The sequence below is a fragment of the Pseudomonas cistanchae genome (assembly GCF_054483635.1).
The window spans coordinates 611,178-629,097 of the sequence record NZ_JBTLWN010000002.1 but is presented as its reverse complement, the minus strand read 5'-3'; the positions used below and the strand labels follow the sequence as shown (position 1 = coordinate 629,097).

Annotated in this window: 10 protein-coding genes and 2 pseudogenes; 6 read left to right on the top strand and 6 right to left on the bottom strand. The window is 61.7% G+C overall.

Going from position 1 to position 17,920, the window contains the following annotated elements; all coding sequences use genetic code 11:
• Positions 1 to 173: 173 nt before the first annotated feature.
• Both ACX0MV_RS09765 and ACX0MV_RS09760 read left to right on the top strand, forming a co-directional pair.
• A pseudogene (locus tag ACX0MV_RS09765) lies at positions 174 to 1,271 on the top strand (HAMP domain-containing protein); the annotation flags it as partial.
• Positions 1,248 to 2,129, top strand: a complete 882-nt coding sequence (locus ACX0MV_RS09760; protein ID WP_458982354.1) for a methyl-accepting chemotaxis protein — start codon at positions 1,248 to 1,250, stop codon at positions 2,127 to 2,129. The pseudogene ACX0MV_RS09765 and the gene ACX0MV_RS09760, both read left to right, overlap by 24 nt.
• 84 nt (positions 2,130 to 2,213) lie before the next feature.
• On the opposite strand, the gene ACX0MV_RS09755 is transcribed toward ACX0MV_RS09760, so the two are convergent.
• The 3 genes from ACX0MV_RS09755 to ACX0MV_RS09745 form a co-directional block, all read right to left on the bottom strand.
• Positions 2,214 to 3,272 (bottom strand): metal-dependent hydrolase, encoded by a 1,059-nt coding sequence (locus tag ACX0MV_RS09755; protein ID WP_458982293.1) that lies wholly within the window; start codon positions 3,270 to 3,272, stop codon positions 2,214 to 2,216.
• Positions 3,273 to 3,352: 80 nt separating this feature from the next.
• Positions 3,353 to 4,375, bottom strand: coding sequence for a sulfotransferase family protein (locus ACX0MV_RS09750; protein ID WP_458982292.1), 1,023 nt, complete (start codon positions 4,373 to 4,375; stop codon positions 3,353 to 3,355).
• The gene (locus ACX0MV_RS09745) at positions 4,360 to 5,172 is read right to left on the bottom strand and encodes an aspartyl/asparaginyl beta-hydroxylase domain-containing protein (protein WP_458982291.1); all 813 of its coding nucleotides are present in this window, start codon (positions 5,170 to 5,172) and stop codon (positions 4,360 to 4,362) included. The genes ACX0MV_RS09750 and ACX0MV_RS09745 overlap by 16 nt, the downstream gene beginning before the upstream one ends.
• A gap of 131 nt (positions 5,173 to 5,303) precedes the next feature.
• Here ACX0MV_RS09745 and cysC point away from each other — a divergent pair, with 131 nt between their 5' ends.
• Positions 5,304 to 5,882, top strand: coding sequence for an adenylyl-sulfate kinase (cysC, locus tag ACX0MV_RS09740; RefSeq protein WP_458982290.1), 579 nt, complete (start codon positions 5,304 to 5,306; stop codon positions 5,880 to 5,882).
• A 50-nt stretch (positions 5,883 to 5,932) separates the two neighbouring features.
• On the opposite strand, the gene ACX0MV_RS09735 is transcribed toward cysC, so the two are convergent.
• Positions 5,933 to 6,637, bottom strand: a complete 705-nt coding sequence (locus ACX0MV_RS09735) for a methyl-accepting chemotaxis protein (protein ID WP_458982353.1) — start codon at positions 6,635 to 6,637, stop codon at positions 5,933 to 5,935.
• A gap of 420 nt (positions 6,638 to 7,057) precedes the next feature.
• Positions 7,058 to 7,570, bottom strand: a pseudogene (locus ACX0MV_RS09730) (MCP four helix bundle domain-containing protein); the annotation flags it as partial.
• Positions 7,571 to 8,006: 436 nt separating this feature from the next.
• Between ACX0MV_RS09730 and ACX0MV_RS09725 the strand changes: the two are divergent.
• Positions 8,007 to 9,377: an IS1182-like element ISCfr1 family transposase gene (locus ACX0MV_RS09725; RefSeq protein WP_458982289.1), complete on the top strand. Its 1,371-nt coding sequence runs from the start codon at positions 8,007 to 8,009 to the stop codon at positions 9,375 to 9,377.
• 286 nt (positions 9,378 to 9,663) lie between these two features.
• Here the strand turns inward: ACX0MV_RS09725 and ACX0MV_RS09720 are convergent, their stop codons facing one another.
• Complete coding sequence (locus ACX0MV_RS09720; protein ID WP_458982288.1) at positions 9,664 to 10,782, bottom strand: hypothetical protein; 1,119 nt, start codon at positions 10,780 to 10,782, stop codon at positions 9,664 to 9,666.
• A gap of 402 nt (positions 10,783 to 11,184) precedes the next feature.
• Here ACX0MV_RS09720 and ACX0MV_RS09715 point away from each other — a divergent pair, with 402 nt between their 5' ends.
• Together ACX0MV_RS09715 and ACX0MV_RS09710 are read left to right on the top strand one after the other, a co-directional pair.
• Positions 11,185 to 12,378: a M48 family metalloprotease gene (locus ACX0MV_RS09715; protein ID WP_458982287.1), complete on the top strand. Its 1,194-nt coding sequence runs from the start codon at positions 11,185 to 11,187 to the stop codon at positions 12,376 to 12,378.
• The gene (locus tag ACX0MV_RS09710; RefSeq protein ID WP_458982286.1) at positions 12,375 to 17,813 is read left to right on the top strand and encodes an AAA domain-containing protein; all 5,439 of its coding nucleotides are present in this window, start codon (positions 12,375 to 12,377) and stop codon (positions 17,811 to 17,813) included. The genes ACX0MV_RS09715 and ACX0MV_RS09710 overlap by 4 nt, the downstream gene beginning before the upstream one ends.
• The last annotated feature ends 107 nt before the right edge of the window (positions 17,814 to 17,920 follow it).

Genomic DNA, 17,920 nt, shown 5'->3' with positions numbered 1-17,920 from the left:
AGTCTCACCTGGCCAGAAGCCAGCCCGCCGCAGGGTTGCGGCATGCGGCACAACCGTCGTCTTCGCTAGCTGGCACAGGGGTTGCTCAGGCAAGGCGCGGTCACTTCGATAGGCCGTCAGCGTTGTCGCGGGGATGCGCCCGGCGTGCTGAATAATAAAAATGGAGTCTGCCTATGCTGCCCTCAGCCGCTCGCCTGTTCACCAATCTGTCCGTCAGTAAAAAGCTGTTCTGTGGTTTCGGCCTGGTGCTGTTGCTCACGGTCGCGATGACGGCCATCGGCCTGCTGGCGCTGCAGACCGTGCTGCAGGGGCATGACCAAGCTGGCCAGTTGGCCGCGCTGAATATCGAAATCTCGCAGGCGCGCCGCCTGGAACGCAACTTCGCCGTGGAGCAGACCCCGCAGAGCGCACAGGAGGTGCGCGACAGCCTGGCGAAGGCGCAGCAACTGCTCGGCGAGCTGACCGCGGGCGCGTCGGCGGAAGAAGCCAAGCGCCTGCAGACCATGAGCCAGGCCGTGACCGACTACCTGGGCCAGTTCGACAGCTACGTCGAGCTGCAGGCCAAGTCGAGCGAAGCGCGCAAGGACATGGGTGATGCCGCCGTGCAAACCCGCGAACAGTTCGAGGTGATCGAGCTGGACATGTACGACGCCGTGCGCGAGCTGCGCCTGCAGGGCGACAACCTGCGTGGCAGCGATCCGCTGACCCTGGCAGAGACCGCATCGGGGCTGAGCAAGCGCATGCTCGACCTGCGCGGGCATGAAAGCCGCTACATCATCGACAGCTCCGCCGAAGCCTTGGAAGAGTGGAACTACATCAGCGAAGACCTGCAAACCGTCGCCACCAGCGTGATGGTCTGGCTGAGCGATGAGCAGAAGGCCGCGATCGAAACGGCGTTGCAATCCCTGACCCTCTACCAGCGCTCGTTCGGCTACTACCAGCAGGTGCGCGAGCAGCGCCTAGCCACCGAAAAGGCGATGATCGAACGCGCCCGCGCCGCCCTCGGCCTGGCCGATGCGGCCAAGGCGGGCGCCGAAGAGGACATGCGCGCGGCCAGCGAGCGCACCAGAATCATGCTCGGCGGCATGGGCATTCTGGCCGTGGTGCTCGGTCTGCTTGCCGCGCTGCTAATTTCCCGCTTGATCGTGGTGCCGTTGCGTCAGACCGTCGCCTTCGCCCAGCGCATTGCCGAGGGTGACTTGAGCCAGGACCTGCCGCTCGGTCGCACCGATGAGCTGGGTCAACTGATGAGCGCCATGCAGGGCATGACGGTCAGTCTGCGTACCCTGGTCGGGCGCATTGGCGGCGGGGTCAGCCAGATCGCCGCCGCCGCCGAGCAGTTGTCGGCGATCACCGCACAGACCAGCGCCGGCGTGCAGAACCAGAAGATGGAAACCGAACAAACCGCCACCGCCATGCATGAAATGGCGGCGACCGTGCAGGAGGTCGCGCAGAACGCTGAACAGGCGTCCCAGGCCGCGCGGGCTGCCGATCAGGAAGCCCAGCAGGGCAACCAGGTGGTGCAGCAGGCCATCGGCCAGATTGGCGACCTGGCCACCGAGGTCGAACAATCGGCCGAGGCGATCCAGGCGCTGAATCAGGAAAGCGCGCGCATCGGCAGCGTGCTGGAAGTGATTCGCAGCGTCGCCGAGCAGACCAACCTGCTGGCGCTCAACGCGGCCATCGAGGCGGCCCGTGCCGGCGAGCAGGGCCGTGGCTTCGCGGTGGTGGCCGATGAGGTTCGCGCCCTGGCCAAACGCGCCCAGGAATCGACCCAGGAAATCGAGAAGCTGATCGCCGGCCTGCAGCGCATGGCGCAAGGCGCGGTCAGCAAGATGGAAAGCAGCCGCAGCCTGACCCAGCGCACCGTCGACCTGGCTGGCGAAGCGGGCCACGCCCTGGGGCGCATCACCCTGGCGGTGAGCACCATCGAGCAGATGAACCAGCAGATCGCCGCGGCTGCGGAAGAGCAGAGCGCCGTGGCGGAAACCATCAGCGAAAGCGTGACGCGGGTTCGTGATATCGGCGAACAAAGCGCCAGTGCCAGCGAACAGACCGCTGCTTCCAGCGCCGAGCTGGCGCGCCTGGGGGTGGAATTGCAGGGGCTGGTGCGCGAGTTCCGCACCTAGCGAGCGCTCTACACGGAGCTGAGCGCCACCAGCGATGCGCGGCGGCGCGATCAGCCAATGCGTCCGTCGTCGCAATGCAGGTGGCTAGTCGAGGTTGTCTGGTACCGGCCGTTCAAGCTCACTGGCCCAGGCGGCCAGCGGCACTTCGATGTGCGGTTGCCAGATGCGCGACCACAACAAGCCCAGCCGTTGCCAGTCACCGCGTTGCTCCGGCCACATCTCGATATCGCGTTGCAGCTGCCACTGGCCGTTCTGCCACTGGGCGAAGTCGAAGCGGAACGGGTGAAAGCCGGTCATGCCCAGGCGGATATCAGTCACCACCAGGTGGTCGCCGATACGGTCGTAACGCAGCAGGCCATTGGTGAACCAGGCGAGCCGCGCGTGGGCCGGCGAACCCTGCAGCGCGTCGGCCAGCGCAGTGCCACGCGAGATGCGGCTGAGCTGCGGCGGCTGGCGATCGAACCAGCCGACCAGGCTTTCGTGGTAACTCTCGCCGTCCAGCACGATCACCCGCCAGAGCAGGCTGTTGAACGGCGTCGGCGTGCTGAAGATGGCCTCGGCCTCGATCCCCTGGCTTGCCAGTTGTGCTTCCACCCGTTGCTCGGCCATCAACTTGCCGGTCAGGGTAAAGCCCAGGTACAGGGTCGAGAAGGCCAGCGCCAGTGCCGGCATCTTCGCCGGCTTGCCTCGCAGGCCGAACAGCAGCCCGGCAATCACGGCAAACAGCAGCGGCAGCGTGTAAATCGGGTCGATGATGAAAATGCTCGACCAGGCGGTAGGCGTCGGCATCAGCGGCCAGAACAGCTGGGTGCCGTAGCTGGTGAAGGAATCGAGCAGCGGGTGGGTGATCAACACCAGCCACAAGGTGATGAACAGGCGCTGCGAGGAATAACCAGGGTTGTTGCGAAAACGTCGACATAACCACGCCAGCACCAGGGCGAGGCCCGTAAGTACGAACAGCGAGTGGCTGAAGCCACGGTGGTAGGTCATGTCCGCCACGGCGTCGCCGTAGTCGATCATCACGTCCAGATCGGGCAGCGTGCCGAGCATCGCGCCATATACCAATGCCTTGCGGCCCTGCCAGCGGCCGAGCAATGCGCCTTGAATGCTGGCGCCCAGCACCGCCTGAGTGATCGAGTCCATCGCACCATCTCGTGAAAAACAGGCGGGTAACTTAGCCGAGCCGCTTGGCGAATGCTGCGGCTAAATGTCGAGTAAAGATTTCAACCCGTTGCAGAAGCCTTCGGCACCTGCACGCGCCCGCTGACGATGGACGCCAGGCGCAGCTGCTCCAGCGCCTCGTAAGGTTCACGGGCCCAGCGTTCGACGGCAGCATGAACGTCCGCGCTGGCGGCTTCGCGTTTGCGCGCGCTGTCAGGGGTGAAGTCCATGCTCGGCTGCTTGGCATTGAAGCCGGCGATCCGCTCCAGCTGCGCCACCTCCGATTGGCGTATGCCGAAAATCGGCCCGAGGCGATCCCAGACCGCGCCCGGCAATTCCCGGTAATTCACCAGCACGCCGCCATTCTGCCGGCATTGCTCCAGACCTTGCTGGAGAATGCGGCCGATGCTGCGCACGGCGAATTCCACGGGCGACATCTGCGCGATCTGTTCAGCGGTGAAGGCCAGCGCCGACGGCCCGAGCATGCCGGGCACCATGTGCACGCCGGGTTGGCGCACCTGGGAGACAACGATTTCCAGCGGGTCGCGGTAAAGAAACAGCCAGGGTGTGTGCGGGTAGAGCGCGTGGAGAAAGTCCGCCTCGAAGATGTTCCAGGCATCCAGCTTGATGATCAGGCTTTCTTCCGTGCCGCGCCTGGGCTGGCCGAATGCATGGAGCAGGCCGCGCACCCAGTCGGCTTGCTGCGCGGCCGCTGCGTCATCGAGCAGGTGGGCGCGTAGCAGGCTGTCCAGCGGTGGTGGTTCGGAGAACACGCTGTAGCGGTCGATGCCGGCCAGCAGCTGCGCCATCAGGGTCGAGCCGCAGCGCGAGGCGTGGTGGATAAACATCTGCGGCGCGAGGGCGGGGTGGTTCTGCTGGCAGTCGCGCAGGGCGTCGATGGACGTGTTGCGGCGCATCGCCTGGTTGAACGGCAGGCGCAGGGCCTTCTGCACGCTGTCGCGGTAGAACGGCTCGCGCAGGGGCGTATCGCCGAACCAGCACCAGTCCACCCGCCATTCGCCGTCAACGCGCCAGACGCGGATCGGCAGCCATTGCTGCATGTCGTCGTTCATCGCACCGTCCATTGTTCGCTCCAGTCGGCGCGCCCCTGGCGCATGGCGGCCTGCACATCCTCGATGGCGAAGTGCAGGTCGAGCTGGGCGCCGAGGCTTACCGCGCATTCGGCGAACTGGCGTGCATCGCTGAGGCGCATAAGCGGCTCGGCCAGCTGCGCATCGGCGTGCACGCGCTGGCGAAATGCCTGAAATGCCAGGGTCGAGCGGGCCATCCGGGCGGGCGGCGTGTCGGCCAGGCCGACGTCGATCTGCGCCCGCAGCCAGTCGTTGCGGCGCGCATCGATCACCAGATGGATGCGCGCGTGCTCGCTGCGATTTTCCACCCGGTGCGGCCGCGACAGGTCGAGAAACCAGCATTCGCCGACCGCCATCGGAATCACCTGACCATCGAGCATGAACTCGACGGCGGGGTGGCTGAGGATCGGCACATGCAGGCGCACGTCGCCGTTCGGGTCGCCCAGGTCGGGGTCGCAATGCTCGCGGATGCGCGCGCCAGCGCCGAGGCGCAACAGCCGTGCGCTGCTGATGCGCATGGGAATATGCGCGAGCACTTGCAGCCAGGGTGCGCTGCAACGGGCGGTTGCCTGCGCCTCGTCCTCGCCGCTGCCATGGGCGGCCGCCAGCGGGTCGTTGGCGCTGGCCGGGGCGAGCAGGGCGACGCCGCTCCAGTCGCCGCTGTAATAGTCGAGGTTGAAGTGCGCGCGCCAGGCGTCAGCGGGGATCGCCTGCAGCGCCGCGTGCAGGGCGTCGGCAGCGAAACGCAGCGGCAGGCGGGCATAGGCGGGTAACGCGGGGTGGTTGACCATCGTGCGGGCTCGTCAGTCGCGGCCGCATCCCTTATCGGCCACCGTGCGGCTCATTCTAGGCAAATAAGCCAGGCTGGCCAGTTCCGGCCAAAGGCTGCTACAACGCGCTGTCCCGGTTATGGAATCGCCCTATGAACGACCAGTCCACCGCCACGCCGCAGGCTGTGCACCGCGATGAGCCGCGCACCGCCGTGCTGCTGCTCACCGGCCTGTCCGGCGCCGGCAAAAGCACCCTGGCCCAGGCGCTTGCGGCGCGCCTGGCGCAACTGGGCGTGCGCCCCTATGTGCTGGATGGCGATGCGTTGCGCGCCGGCCTGAACGCTGACCTGGGGTTTACCGCAGCGGATCGCCGCGAGAACCTGCGCCGCACCGCTGAAGTGGCGCGCCTGCTGGCGGACTCCGGCGCCGTGGTGATTGCCGCGCTGATCGCGCCCCTGGCGCAGTCGCGGGCTTACTGGCGGCAGCGCGCCGGAACCTGCTTCTTCGAAGTGTGGTGCAGCGCCGATCTGGCCACCTGCGAAGCACGCGATGTGAAGGGCCTGTATGCCCGCGCCAGGGCAGGCGAGATTGCCGACTTCACCGGCATCTCCGCGCCCTATGAAGCCCCGCAGCACGCCGACCTGGTGATCGACAGCGCCAGCCAGAATCTCGACGAGTCGGTCGAGGCGCTGTTGCACTTGCTGCGCGGCGCGGGCGTGGTGCCGACCTAGCACCCGCCCGCGTCGCGTCGCCATCCTTGCAGGGCTTGGCTTGCGTCGAATCAGAGTTTGAAGAAGCTGACCTTTTCGGTCAGACGGTTGGCCAGGGTCGCCAGCTCGCGGCTGGAACTGGCAACCTGCTCCGAGCCGGCGGAGGTTTCCAGGGTCGCGTTGTGGATGCGGTTGATGTTCTGATTGACCTCTTCGGCCACCGCGCTCTGCTCGTCGGAGGCGCTGGCGATTTGCGCGTTCATGTCGTTGATGGCCGTGACCTCGGTGCGAATCTTGTTCAACGCGCTTTCCGCCAGGCCGGTTTGCTCGACGGTCTGCTGAGCCAGCTGGCGGCTGCTGCGCATCACCTCGGCGGCCTTGCCAGCACCATCCTGCAGCTTGCCAATCATGCCGCGAATTTCCCGGGTGGAATCCTGGGTGCGGGTCGCCAGGGAACGCACCTCGTCAGCCACCACGGCAAAGCCACGGCCATGTTCGCCGGCGCGGGCCGCTTCGATGGCGGCGTTGAGCGCCAGCAAGTTGGTCTGCTCGGCGATGGCGGTAATCACCTCGATGATCTTCTCGATGTTCTCGCTGTCGCTGGACACCTGCTGCACGCTGTCGGCGGCAGTTTCCAAGGTTTTTGCCAGGTGCTGGATGGCGCTTGCGGTTTCGCTGACCACCCGGTTGCCGGTGGCCACTTCGGTGTCCGCCGCACGAGTAGCCGACGCGGCGCGGCTAGCGTAGCTCGCCACTTCGTTGACGGTCGCGGCCATCTGATTGATGGCGGTGGCCATCTGCTCGGCTTCGCTGGATTGCAGGCGAATCTGCTGGTTGTTGCTGGCCGACGTGGTCAGCAACTGGTCCGAGGACAGCGTCAGCTCACCGGCTGCGCCGCGCACCTGGGCGATGGTTTCCGCCAGGTGCTCAATCATGCTCCGAACGGCGCCCATGACGCTGTCCGGGTAATGGGTAACGATGCGCTGGTTGAGCTCGCCATCGGCCAGGCGATGAATCACCTCGGCCACTTCGTGGGGCTCGGCACCGAGGGTGGATTTCAGCTTGTTGATGATCACCAGCGACACCCCCACGCTCAGCAGAATCGCCGCTGCAGTGACCAGCAGAATCAGCAGACGAAAGCCGCCGGCGGTTTCCCGCACCGCGCCAATGTCCTTGCCGATCGCCTCTTCCTGATGGTCGATAAACCCGTTGATGCGCTTGAGCCACGCGCTGTAAGCCGGCGAAGCCTCATTCAGCAGCAACGCCTGTGCAGCGGCGATATCGCCTTGGCGGCGTTGCGCGATCAGCCGTTCGGTAAGCGTCAGCGTGGTGCGCTCGATCTCCTTGATGTCCGCCAGCAAGCGCTGCTCGGTCGGCGTTGGCGCCTGCTCACGGAGCAGGGCGTCCATCGCTCGCGCGGATTCCTGATAGAAGCTGTCCAGCCGCTGGATCTCCGCCAACTGGCTGCCAAGCGCCGCCTCGTTATCCACCAGCACCGCATCGCGGATGGCGATGGCGCGGTCATGCACGCTGCCGCGGAAGTTGATGGCGTAACGCTGCTTGAGCGTGGCGCCCTCGCTGACGTCGGTCAGCGTCTGGTCAATAAAGCCAACTCGCTGCACCCCGATCAGAGTGATCAGAATCATCAGCGACAAAATCAGGCCAAAGCCCAAACCCAGACGTTGCGCAATGCTCAGTTGTGATTGCATGAACTCGACTCCTCTTGCCCAAACGGGCTGCGACGGCTAACTGCGGATCAAGGGGAGGCTCAGCAGGGATGAGTGCTCTCTTGTGCAAATCTTATACAATAATATTGGTTTGTACAATTTTACTTTGCCATTACTGCAGATTCGCCGATGGCCGGTTGCGAGGGGGTGCAGGGGGCCGTGAAGTGGCGTAAATGGCCGCGGTTGAGAGGTTTTTGCGGTGGAATGGGGCAGGAGGAAGTGGGTTTATTTAATCGGCAGGCTAGAGTCGGTGATTAGACTAAAGTTGTACAAGGAGGCTGGGGAGGGTGAGATGGTAGGCGGACGCTACATTTCGCAATTGACTACTGTCTGCTTTCGGCCGATTCTGTTGAAAAAGTAGCGGCCTCCCCATGCCGTTGGCAAAATTGCTCTGTCAGCGAGCGTGGGGGCGAACCGCATGATGGGACAGTTACCGCGAGGACAGCAGCGCCTGTTCTACTCGTTCAACCTGGAAGATCACGTCCCGGCCCAACATCTACTGCGCAGCATCGACCAGTGCCTGGATCTCAGTGATCTGCGCGCCTACCTGGCGGATTTCTATAGCCCCATCGGGCGTCCCTCGATTGATCCGGAATTGATGGTGCGCATGCTGGTCGTCGGCTACTGCTATGGCATCCGTTCCGAGCGGCGATTGTGCGAAGAGGTGCACCTGAACCTGGCCTATCGCTGGTTCTGCCGGCTGGGTCTGGAAGACGAAGTACCCAACCATTCGACCTTCTCAAAGAATCGCCATGGCCGTTTCCGTGACAGCGATCTGTTTCGCTGGTTGTTCAATGAAGTGCTGCGGCGCTGCATGGCAGCCGGCCTAGTCAAGGGCGAAGGTTTCGCCGTCGACGCCAGCATCATCAAGGCGGATGCCAGCCGGCAACGTGGGGTAGCGGGAGATGAAGTCGATTGGAGCGATCCAGCACTCAGCAGCCGCGCCGTGCGCGAGTACCTCGAAGCCCTTGATGAAGAGGCACTGGCTGAGGCACTTCCCAAGAAAATTTCGCTCACAGATCCTCAATCCCGTTGGACAGCAGCGCCAGGTGGCCCGGCCTTTTTTGCTTACTCCACGAATTATCTGATCGACACTGAGCACGGTGTGATCATGGACGTGGAAGCTACCCCGGCGCACCGTACCGCCGAAGTCGATTCGACCAGGACGATGGTCGAGCGTGTCGAAGCGCAGTTCGATCTCACACCGGAACGCCTTATCGGCGATACCGCCTATGGCACTGCACCGATGCTGGCCTGGATGGTCGAAGAAAAGGACATCGAGCCGCATGTGCCGGTGTGGGACAAGACCGAGCGCAAGGACGACCGCCTCTCCAGTAACGACTTTCACTGGAATCAGGACGCCAATGAATATCGCTGCCCAGCCGGCAAACCGCTACGCAGTGAATGGCGCTCCTTCACCCAGCAAAGATCGCGGGTAACCAAGGCCAACACCATCATTTACCGCTCCAGCCAAACCGACTGCGCCACCTGCCTGTTGAAAGCGAAATGCTGCCCCAACACGCCGAATCGGAAGATCGTCCGCAGCATCCATGAGGCTGCCCGCGACGTGGCCAGGCGCATCGCCAAGACACCGGAATACCTCGTCTCTCGCTGCGAACGAAAGAAGGTGGAGATGCTTTTCGCCCACCTCAAACGGATCATGAAACTCGACCGTTTACGACTGCGTGGCCTAACGGGTGCCACTGACGAATTCACCTTGGCTGCGATGGTGCAGAACCTGCGCCGCATGGCCAAGCTTTTGCCTCAAGGGCCACCGCTGACGGGATAGGTACGCCTGCTACGAGCAGAAACCCTTCAAATTAGCCCTTAACCCTGAGCAAGGACGCTCAGTGAAACGCCGAAAGGCAACTTGAAGTGGCTTGCAGCCACTTCGAAAGCAGATGCACCTGGCTGAGTAGCTGCCGCAAAACCGACTTTTTCAACAGAATCGGCCAATAGCAGACCTTCCCTAGCTCCTTTTCGTGCCAAAAAACTTGAACAAGCAGGTCGCACTCCTTTGCTTGTGCAGCCTTTGTTAGCGAGTTCAACAAAGGCGAGACCGCGTCGGTCATCCGTTAGCTCGGGCGATGAGCTGACACATAGGGCTTTTTCCATGTGAAGCATTGGATATCACCTGCCGGCTGATGAAATACCAACCACTTGCCTTTTACATCGATGTTGCTAGCAATGGTCCCTGCAGACGCCTGCCAAACTTCTTCGCCGGTGTATTTATCCCAGGCGCGAGGTCGGCGTTCCTCAAGTCCGAACACAAGGTCGCCATCCGTATCGACAGCTCGCATTTCCCAATTACTTTTACGTGCCCATAGCACATGCCCGCTGTTGGTCGACAAGCACACGACATAACCGATGCTGCCGCTATTGCTCAGTACCAGAGTTTCGCGTGAGGCACTTATAAACTGTGGAAAGGCGAGGTTTTTGTACTTCAAGCCAGTCAGCAGGGCCTGCATAAAATCGCTATTGAAGTAAGGAAACTCGGCCGCCACCGTGAACGTGTTCAGGTCGATGACCAGCACATGGTTGCCCGCCAGCACGTAGAGTCGATCACCCACCCGTGAGACCGCAGTCTTGGGCTCTCCATTGGCAAACTCGAAGTGCTGCAGAGGCACTTCAAGCTTCACCGTTTTTTCGCTGAGTGAATACACGCAAAACGTAGGAGTTGAAAGGCGCACGCCATAAATTAGGGAGTCACTAGAAGGCATAAAATATTGGATGTCGATATCGGCGTTATCCACGACCTTGTTGCTCTCGACGATATCCAGGCCTTTGGTGTAATCGTTCCAGCCAAAGGCCCGGTAGATCCGCGTACCGTCGTAGGCGAAGCGGCCGTCTAGCGCCCAATTTGGATTGGCCCGGCCCTGGTACTCGTTGTATTTCGGTTGCCATTGGCTGACATCAATCAGCTCCGGCTCGTCGCCGTATACGTAAAGCAGATCGTCCTCAAGAAACATGGGGCGCCAACGGGCTTCGGCTTCGCGATTCAGATAGCTCGGCACATCGCTTTCGACTCCATCGTAATGGCTCAAGTCGAAATCTTTGAAAAAGCGCTTACCAGTTCCCTCATCGGAGCTGTACAGAACATAGAGTCGGTCACTGCCCAAAGCCACTGAAACCACGCCGTTAAATTTTTGCGCAAAGCGGAAGGTCGCTTTTTTTGCGGGAATACCAACAGCCATGTCATGTGCTCCTTATGGTCAAAGTATCGACAGTTTGAGAGTCGGTGAAGGCGGCGTTTCGACGGTAACAGCCCCTTCTACAGGGCAACAATCGGCCAGAAGCAGTCATCTGAGGACGATCACGCTTACGCTCCAAGCGATTTTGGAATGCCTAGAAAAGTATAGGCGATTCACTATCCCCTTCAGCCAAGATCAGACGTTGACCCAGGATGACTTGTCCCTATCGATTGACGGATTTGTCTAGGAAGCCAGGGACGATCCAAGCAGCCCCATCCGGCTGCGATCAACTGCGACATGAAGTCAACCAACACGCTGGTGCCGCTAGTAACTAATCATTAGGCTAAGACACATTTGGGAGGGGCCTGGTCGTGCTCCCTCACCCTGCACAGGGAAGTAAACAGCATGAATGCAGTACTGCGGGAAATCGATGGCCTGACCCCACTGCCTTACCAACGCGATTTGGTGGCATACCTAAAGAGCATGGAGCCTGAGGTGTGGGCCTGGGCTTCGTCGCTCAGTGTGCAGGAACAGCACAGCAATGACGTCCGCGCACAGCTGCTGCGCGACACTTACCGCCTAACGCACGCCACCCATCCGCAGCTGTATGCCCTGTGCGAGCAAGCGCTGCAGCGCCTGCAAATCGACGCCCCCATTACGGTGTACCAGGCCAACGGCCAAAGCATGAACGCCACGCTTTTTTACCTGCCGGGCGAGGTGCATGTGGTGCTGCAGGGCCCGGTGCTCGAACGCCTACAGGAGAATGAGCTGCTAGCTTTGTTGGGCCATGAGTTGGCGCACTACTGCTTGTGGTCGTCACATGACAGCGATTACCTCGTTGCCGACCGCGTGCTGAACCACAGTGCATCCGCCCACATCAGCAGCTCCAGCTACGCCGAGAGCGCGCGGTTGTATGGCCTGCATATGGAACTATATGCCGACCGTGGCGCCGCGCTAGTGGCGCAGTCTTCAGCCGTGGCGATCGCCATGCTGGTGAAGGTACACACGGGTATCGCCGAGGTTAACGCCGAGGCTTATCTGCAACAGGCGTTGGAGCTAGATGAAAAGGCCGGGCAACTGTCCCAAGGCACCTCGCACCCCGAGTCGTTTCTGCGCTCCCAGGCCATTGATATGTGGTGGCGCCAAGACCCGCAGCTGGACAGCTGGCTGGAACGCCGATTGCGCGGCCCGCTAAGTCTGACCAGCCTGGATCTTCCCGGCCAAGTGGCACTGACCACCATCACCCGCGGGTTTATCGCCCGCTACCTGCAATGCCCCGAGCTGCATTCAGAAAAGGTCACCACCCAGGCGCAGCAGTTTTTCCCGGACTGGCAAGCTGACTTTCCCCCGGTGGATTTAGCCACCCTGACCACCGAACACCTCGACGACAGCGTGCAGGAGTACCTGCATTACGTGCTGTTGGATCTGGCTTTGGCCGATGAGGATTTGCGCGAACCGGCGCTGGAGCAGGCTGCGCGCATTGCCCACACGCTGGGCAGCCAGGAGGGCTTTTTGAAGATTCTTAAACGCGACATCAAGCTAGGCAAACGTGAGCTGACCAACCTGACCCGCCGTGCGGCCGGAGGCCTCAGCCAATGAACGACCTGTCCCCCACCCAAACATTCGCGCAATTGCTTGCGGCGCAACCCGACACCCCGCGCCCCATCGACGATGTGCTGTTTCTGATGCTGCCGCTGCTGCGCCAAGTGGCGCAGTTGCATGCCTACGATCTAGTGGCGCCGTTAGACGCCAGCAGCGTAGTGCAAGGGCCGAACGGTGCGCTGCAGTTGCGGGCACCCGGCGGCCAGGCGGCGAGCCAAGCGTCGGCTCGGCTGCGAGCCGTGCAACCTGCTCAGGGTTCAGCGCTGAATATCATTGGCGAGGTGCGCGTGACTCGCGACTCTGAGCGTGGTGTGGCGGTGGACAACCTGCAGGTGCAGGACGACCTGCTCACTCCCATTGAAAAACCAGTGTTTGTGCCGGGCTTTACATCCTGGGAATTGCTGATCGGGCACCACGATCAGATAAGCGATATCTTCCAACTTGGTCAGATGATGGCCTGTCTGTCTTTGGGACTGAACTTCAAAGACGCCGAGGACGTGCATCAGTTTGCCGACCATCGTCGCAACCTGTTTCTGCTCGCCGCCCGTTTGAATCCGGTGTTGGCCAGCGTAATTGTCGAAATGACCGAGCTGAACCGCCATCAGCGCGCCACCGACCTGCCGTCGATTATTCAACGCCTGGAACACTGGCGCGATCAACCCGCCGGGCTGGATGTAGAGCGCGTACTGGCCGACGCCAAGGGCCCCGGCTCGCGGCGCGCCGCCGTGCTGGAGCATTTGCGTGACCGGCTGTTTGATTTGTCTCGGCGCAACCGCCTGCTGCATTTCCGCCCCACCCAAGCCAACGTCAATTTGACCATTGCAAGCGTTCCTCTGGTGATGCACGTCGAAAGTATCCAAGCCAATGAGCTGTGTACCTGGGGCGGCAGTTTTGCCGAACAGGTGCTGAGCGGCAAACCACTCAGCCTGCATAAGTGGTTGCGCTTCGATGACCAGCCGTACCTACCGGCATCGCTGGACAAACTGATTCAGGAAACCCGCCGCGACCGTTCCGAGTTTGGTTTTAGCAACCTGCGCTTAGTGGTGGCGTTTATGCGCTGGCACAACCTCAAGGAAACACCGGAAGAACGCATTCTCTCGCCGCTGCTGTGGCTGCCGGTTGAGCTGGTGAAGAAAAAAGGCGTGCGCGACCAGTACGTGTTGCAGTGCGACGAAAGCCAGGCGGAATTCAACCCTGTGCTGCGTCACCAACTGCGCCAGCTGTATGACATTCAGCTGCCGGAAACCATCGACCTGAGCAACACCTCGCTGGCCGAAGTACATGCAGATATCACTAGGCAGATTCGCCAAACCGAACCCGGTGTGGAAGTTCGTCTGCAAAGCAAACCTGCCATCGAATTGATCCACCAGAAGGCCGTGCAGCGCCTGCAACAGTTCCAGCGCAAACGCGGCTACCAACGCACATCAGCCATTGCCAGGCGCCCGGACTTCAGCTACGAGCGCGACGACTACCGCCCCTTGGGCCTGGCGCTGTTCCATAAATGGGTTTGGCCCACCGCCTCGCCGCTACGCGGTGCCGTGGGTGCACTGCCTGACGCCAGCCTGAACCAGCGTCATGCCGTGGCCGAAGAAAACAGCAAGCAAAGCAAAACCTACCACCTGCCTGAAGACCAAGGGCACCAGTACGCCTGGGACATCGACCTGACCCAAGTGACCTTGGCCAACTTCAACTACAAGAAAATGTCCTTGGTACGCGACTACGCCCAGCTGATTGATGAGCCGGCCGCCAACGCCGGTTTTGATCGGATGTTTTCCATTGAGCCCCGCGAAGTGGAAGTGGACGTGCCGCCCGCTATCCCCCTGCCCGAGCAGTGGAACGTAGTGCCCGGCGACGCCACGCAAAACGCCGCCGTCAGCCTCGCGCGCACCGGGCGCAACTTCATCATTCAAGGGCCGCCCGGCACCGGCAAATCGCAGACCATCACCAACCTGATTGCCGACTACGCCGGGCAAGGCTTGCGGGTGTTGTTTGTCTGCGAAAAACGTGCGGCGCTGGATGTGGTATTTCACCGCTTGCAACAGAGTGGCCTGGATGAGCTCTGCTGCCTGATTCACGACTCGCAAACCGACAAAAAAGCCTTCGTCAGCAACCTGCGCGAATGCTACGAAGCCTGGGTGGCCAAGCCACAAGTGTGGGACGCCAGCATGGCGCGCCGCACCCAGGCGCTGCAGCGCATGAGCACGCACCTGCAGAAGATTGAGCGTTTCGACCAAGCCATGGCGGCCGTGCCTGCAGCACTGGCCAGCAGCGTGCGGCAGCTGGTGCAGCGTTTGATCGAGCTGCCAGCACCAACCCACGAGGTGGGCGCAGAGGTTCGTGAGCGCTTACCAAGCTGGGCGGCTTGGCAGGCAAAACGCGAGCTCAGCGAACGCATGTACGCCATGCTGCGCGAGAGGTTTGGTGTGGCCTATTTTGCGGCGCACCCTTTTAGCCGGCTATCTGCGCAGGTGTTGAACAGCGAGCAGGTATATGGCCAGGTCAAAGCCTTTATCAGTGAGGCCACCAAACTATTGGAAGCCCTCGAGGCCAGCCTAGAACAACCCACCAGCTTGCTCACTGGCGACACCTCGGTGGCTGATGGCCAAACACTGTCCCGCGCCGTGCGCCATGTGCTGGACTTTAACTTGGCCGCACACCTCGACCTGCTGGACGAACATTCCAGCGCCGCCCGCGCTCTGGCCGAACAACGCAAAGCCCTGCACAGCCTGAACCAGCAGTATCAAGACAGCCTGCCAGACACCCTGAACTGGCGCGACAAACTCAGCCCGCAAGACACCCTGGCCGCGCAGGAGCTGGACGCCAAGCTAGGCGACTCGGTGCTGCGCTGGTTTAACCCGTCGTGGTGGCGCCTGCGCGGTGAGATGCGCAAGCGCTACGACTTCAGCAAACACGCGGTGCAACCCCAACACCGCAGCCTGCTGCAAAGCCTGGCTGCCGAGCACGCAGCCCAAGCGGCGCTGCTGGCCGCCGACAAAGCCATGGCAACGCAATACGGCGTCAGCGACAGCAGCCAGTTTGTCCAGGCCTTAGAAAGCGTCGCGCACACTGCCAACGATTCCCCTGTGCTGCGCCTATGGCTGCAAAGGCTGGAAGGCGCCAGCGACGCCGCCCGGCAAAGCAAAGACGCCGCCCGTGCTGCCGAAGTATTTGCCGCCCTGGAAACCCAACTGCTGAGCACCTTGGGCCCGGTCAACCTTAGCCTTAACGCGTTGGGCGAGTTTCTGCGCGACCTGCAAGAAGATCTGGAAGACCTCCCCGACTGCGTACCGCTGCTGCGTGAGCTGCACAGCAGTGACGCTGCCTACGTGGCCGCCCTGCAGCACCACAAACTCAGCCTGCTGGAACTGGAAGCGCTAATCGCTGGCGAAGCCTTGGCGCGGCTGTATCGTAACGACCCTGAACTGGCCAAGTTCGACGAACGCGAACTGACAACCGCCGTCAGCCAAGTCAGCAGCGCCGAGCGCGACATTCTGCAACTGAACGCCAAGGTGATCGACGCCACCCTGCACCGCAATTTCTTGGAGCGGGTGAAGAAATCCGCGCTGTCCGCCACCCAGCTCGATGAAGAGGGCAAGCTCTTCAAAAAGAATTACGCCAAAGGCCGTCGCGAGCTGGAGCACGAGTTCGGCAAAAGCATGCGTTACCGCGCCATCCGCGAACTGGCCAGTGGCGACACCGGGCTGGTGATCAATGACATCAAACCGATCTGGCTGATGAGCCCCTTGTCGGTTTCGGACACCTTGCCCCTGCAGTCGGATTTGTTCGATGTAGTGATCTTTGACGAAGCCAGCCAGATCCCCAGCGAAGAAGCCATTCCGGCGCTGAGCCGCGCCCAGCAAGTGATAGTGGTGGGCGATGAAATGCAGCTGCCACCATCGAGCTTTTTCGCCACCAGCGGTGACGAGGAAGATGACCAGGTACTGGCCACCGAAGACGGTGAATTGGTGGCTATCAACTTGGACGCAGACAGCCTGCTCAGCCAGGCCGCGCGCAACCTACCAGCCACCCTGCTGGCCTGGCACTACCGCAGTCGCCACGAGGCGCTGATCAGCTTTTCCAACGCGGCATTTTATGACGGTCGCCTGATTACTATTCCCGACCGGCAAATCAACCAACGCGCCGACAGCCCCGCCGCCCTTGACGCCAACGACCCGCAGGCGCCGCAATACGCCAGCGATGCTCTGCTGGCCAGCCCGATCAGCTTTATCAAAGTCGCCAACGGCGTCTACGAAAACCGCTGCAACCTCGCCGAAGCCCAGGTGATCGCCGGCACCGTGCGCGAACTACTCAACCGTGAAACCGGGTTAAGTATCGGCATCGTCGCCTTTTCCGAAGCCCAGCAAACCGAAATTGAAACCGCCCTGGAAAGCCTGGCCGCCGAAGATCCGCAATTCGCCACGCTGCTGGAGCGCGAATACCTGCGTGAAGACAACGGCCAGTTTAACGGCCTGTTTGTGAAAAACCTGGAAAACGTCCAAGGCGACGAGCGCGACATCATCTTGTTGAGCATCTGCTACGCCCCCGGCCCGACCGGAAAAATGCTGATGAACTTCGGTCCCATCAACCAACGTGGCGGCGAAAAACGCCTGAACGTAATTTTTAGCCGCGCCCGTCAGCGTATGGCCATCGTCACCAGCATCCATGCCGACGCCATCACCAACACCCACAACGACGGAGCTTCGGCGCTGAAAGCCTTCCTGCAATTCGCCGAAGCCAGCTCCCGCGGCGAAAGCGTGCGCGCACAAAGCATCCTCAGCACCCTTAATCCCGGAGCACAACGCTCATTCACCACCGCCGCACCTTACGACGCCCTACGCACCGCACTGGCCAACGCCCTGCGTGCCAAAGGCCATGTGGTTCATGAGCACGTCGGCAGCTCGCAATTTCGCTGCGACTTGGCCATCGTCGACGAAGCCGCTAGCGCCTACCGGCTCGGCATTCAACTGGACAGCAGCCGCGATGGCAGCACCGTCTCAGTGCGCGACCGCTACGTCTTCCAACCCACCGTACTGCGCAGCTTTGGCTGGAAAATCATCGACGTGCCCGGCAAACAATGGCTCGCCGACCCCGCCGGCCTGCTCGCCCGCATCGAAGCTGCCCTGCACGGCGACAGCCCGGCGGTGGTTGAGCCGGAATCGATGGTTGAGGAGATTACCGACGTCCACATCCCCGAACCGGAGGTCTCGCTCATCGTTACGGACCTGCAGGAGTTCCGCTTTGAACAAGGCGGTTCGGCGAAATTCTGGAAGATCGGCGTGGCGGGCGGTGAGCTCACCGTGACCTTCGGGCGCCTGGGCAGCAAAGGGCAGACCCTGATCAAAAACTTCGACAACAACGAAAAAGCAGAGCGTGAAGCTCGCAAGCTGATCGACGAGAAAGTTCGTAAGGGATACATAGAGTGGTTGGAGTAGAACCGGCGGGTGCTGCGACGCAATGAACTGAGGCTAAGTAGCATCGAGTAGAGACCGAGCTATCTGCAAAACCATTCACTTTTGGCGGATTTCTGCCGATTCCTATC

Excerpts from the sequence above, each read along its gene's own strand:
- ACX0MV_RS09715 (WP_458982287.1), top strand. The coding sequence starts at position 11,185 with ATGAATGCAGTACTGCGGGAAATCGATGGCCTGACCCCACTGCCTTAC.
- ACX0MV_RS09755 (WP_458982293.1), bottom strand. The coding sequence starts at position 3,272 with ATGGACTCGATCACTCAGGCGGTGCTGGGCGCCAGCATTCAAGGCGCA.
- ACX0MV_RS09745 (WP_458982291.1), bottom strand. The coding sequence starts at position 5,172 with ATGGTCAACCACCCCGCGTTACCCGCCTATGCCCGCCTGCCGCTGCGT.
- ACX0MV_RS09710 (WP_458982286.1), top strand. The coding sequence starts at position 12,375 with ATGAACGACCTGTCCCCCACCCAAACATTCGCGCAATTGCTTGCGGCG.
- ACX0MV_RS09725 (WP_458982289.1), top strand. The coding sequence starts at position 8,007 with ATGATGGGACAGTTACCGCGAGGACAGCAGCGCCTGTTCTACTCGTTC.
- ACX0MV_RS09750 (WP_458982292.1), bottom strand. The coding sequence starts at position 4,375 with ATGGACGGTGCGATGAACGACGACATGCAGCAATGGCTGCCGATCCGC.
- ACX0MV_RS09720 (WP_458982288.1), bottom strand. The coding sequence starts at position 10,782 with ATGGCTGTTGGTATTCCCGCAAAAAAAGCGACCTTCCGCTTTGCGCAA.
- ACX0MV_RS09735 (WP_458982353.1), bottom strand. The coding sequence starts at position 6,637 with ATGGCCGCGACCGTCAACGAAGTGGCGAGCTACGCTAGCCGCGCCGCG.
- cysC (WP_458982290.1), top strand. The coding sequence starts at position 5,304 with ATGAACGACCAGTCCACCGCCACGCCGCAGGCTGTGCACCGCGATGAG.
- ACX0MV_RS09760 (WP_458982354.1), top strand. The coding sequence starts at position 1,248 with ATGAGCGCCATGCAGGGCATGACGGTCAGTCTGCGTACCCTGGTCGGG.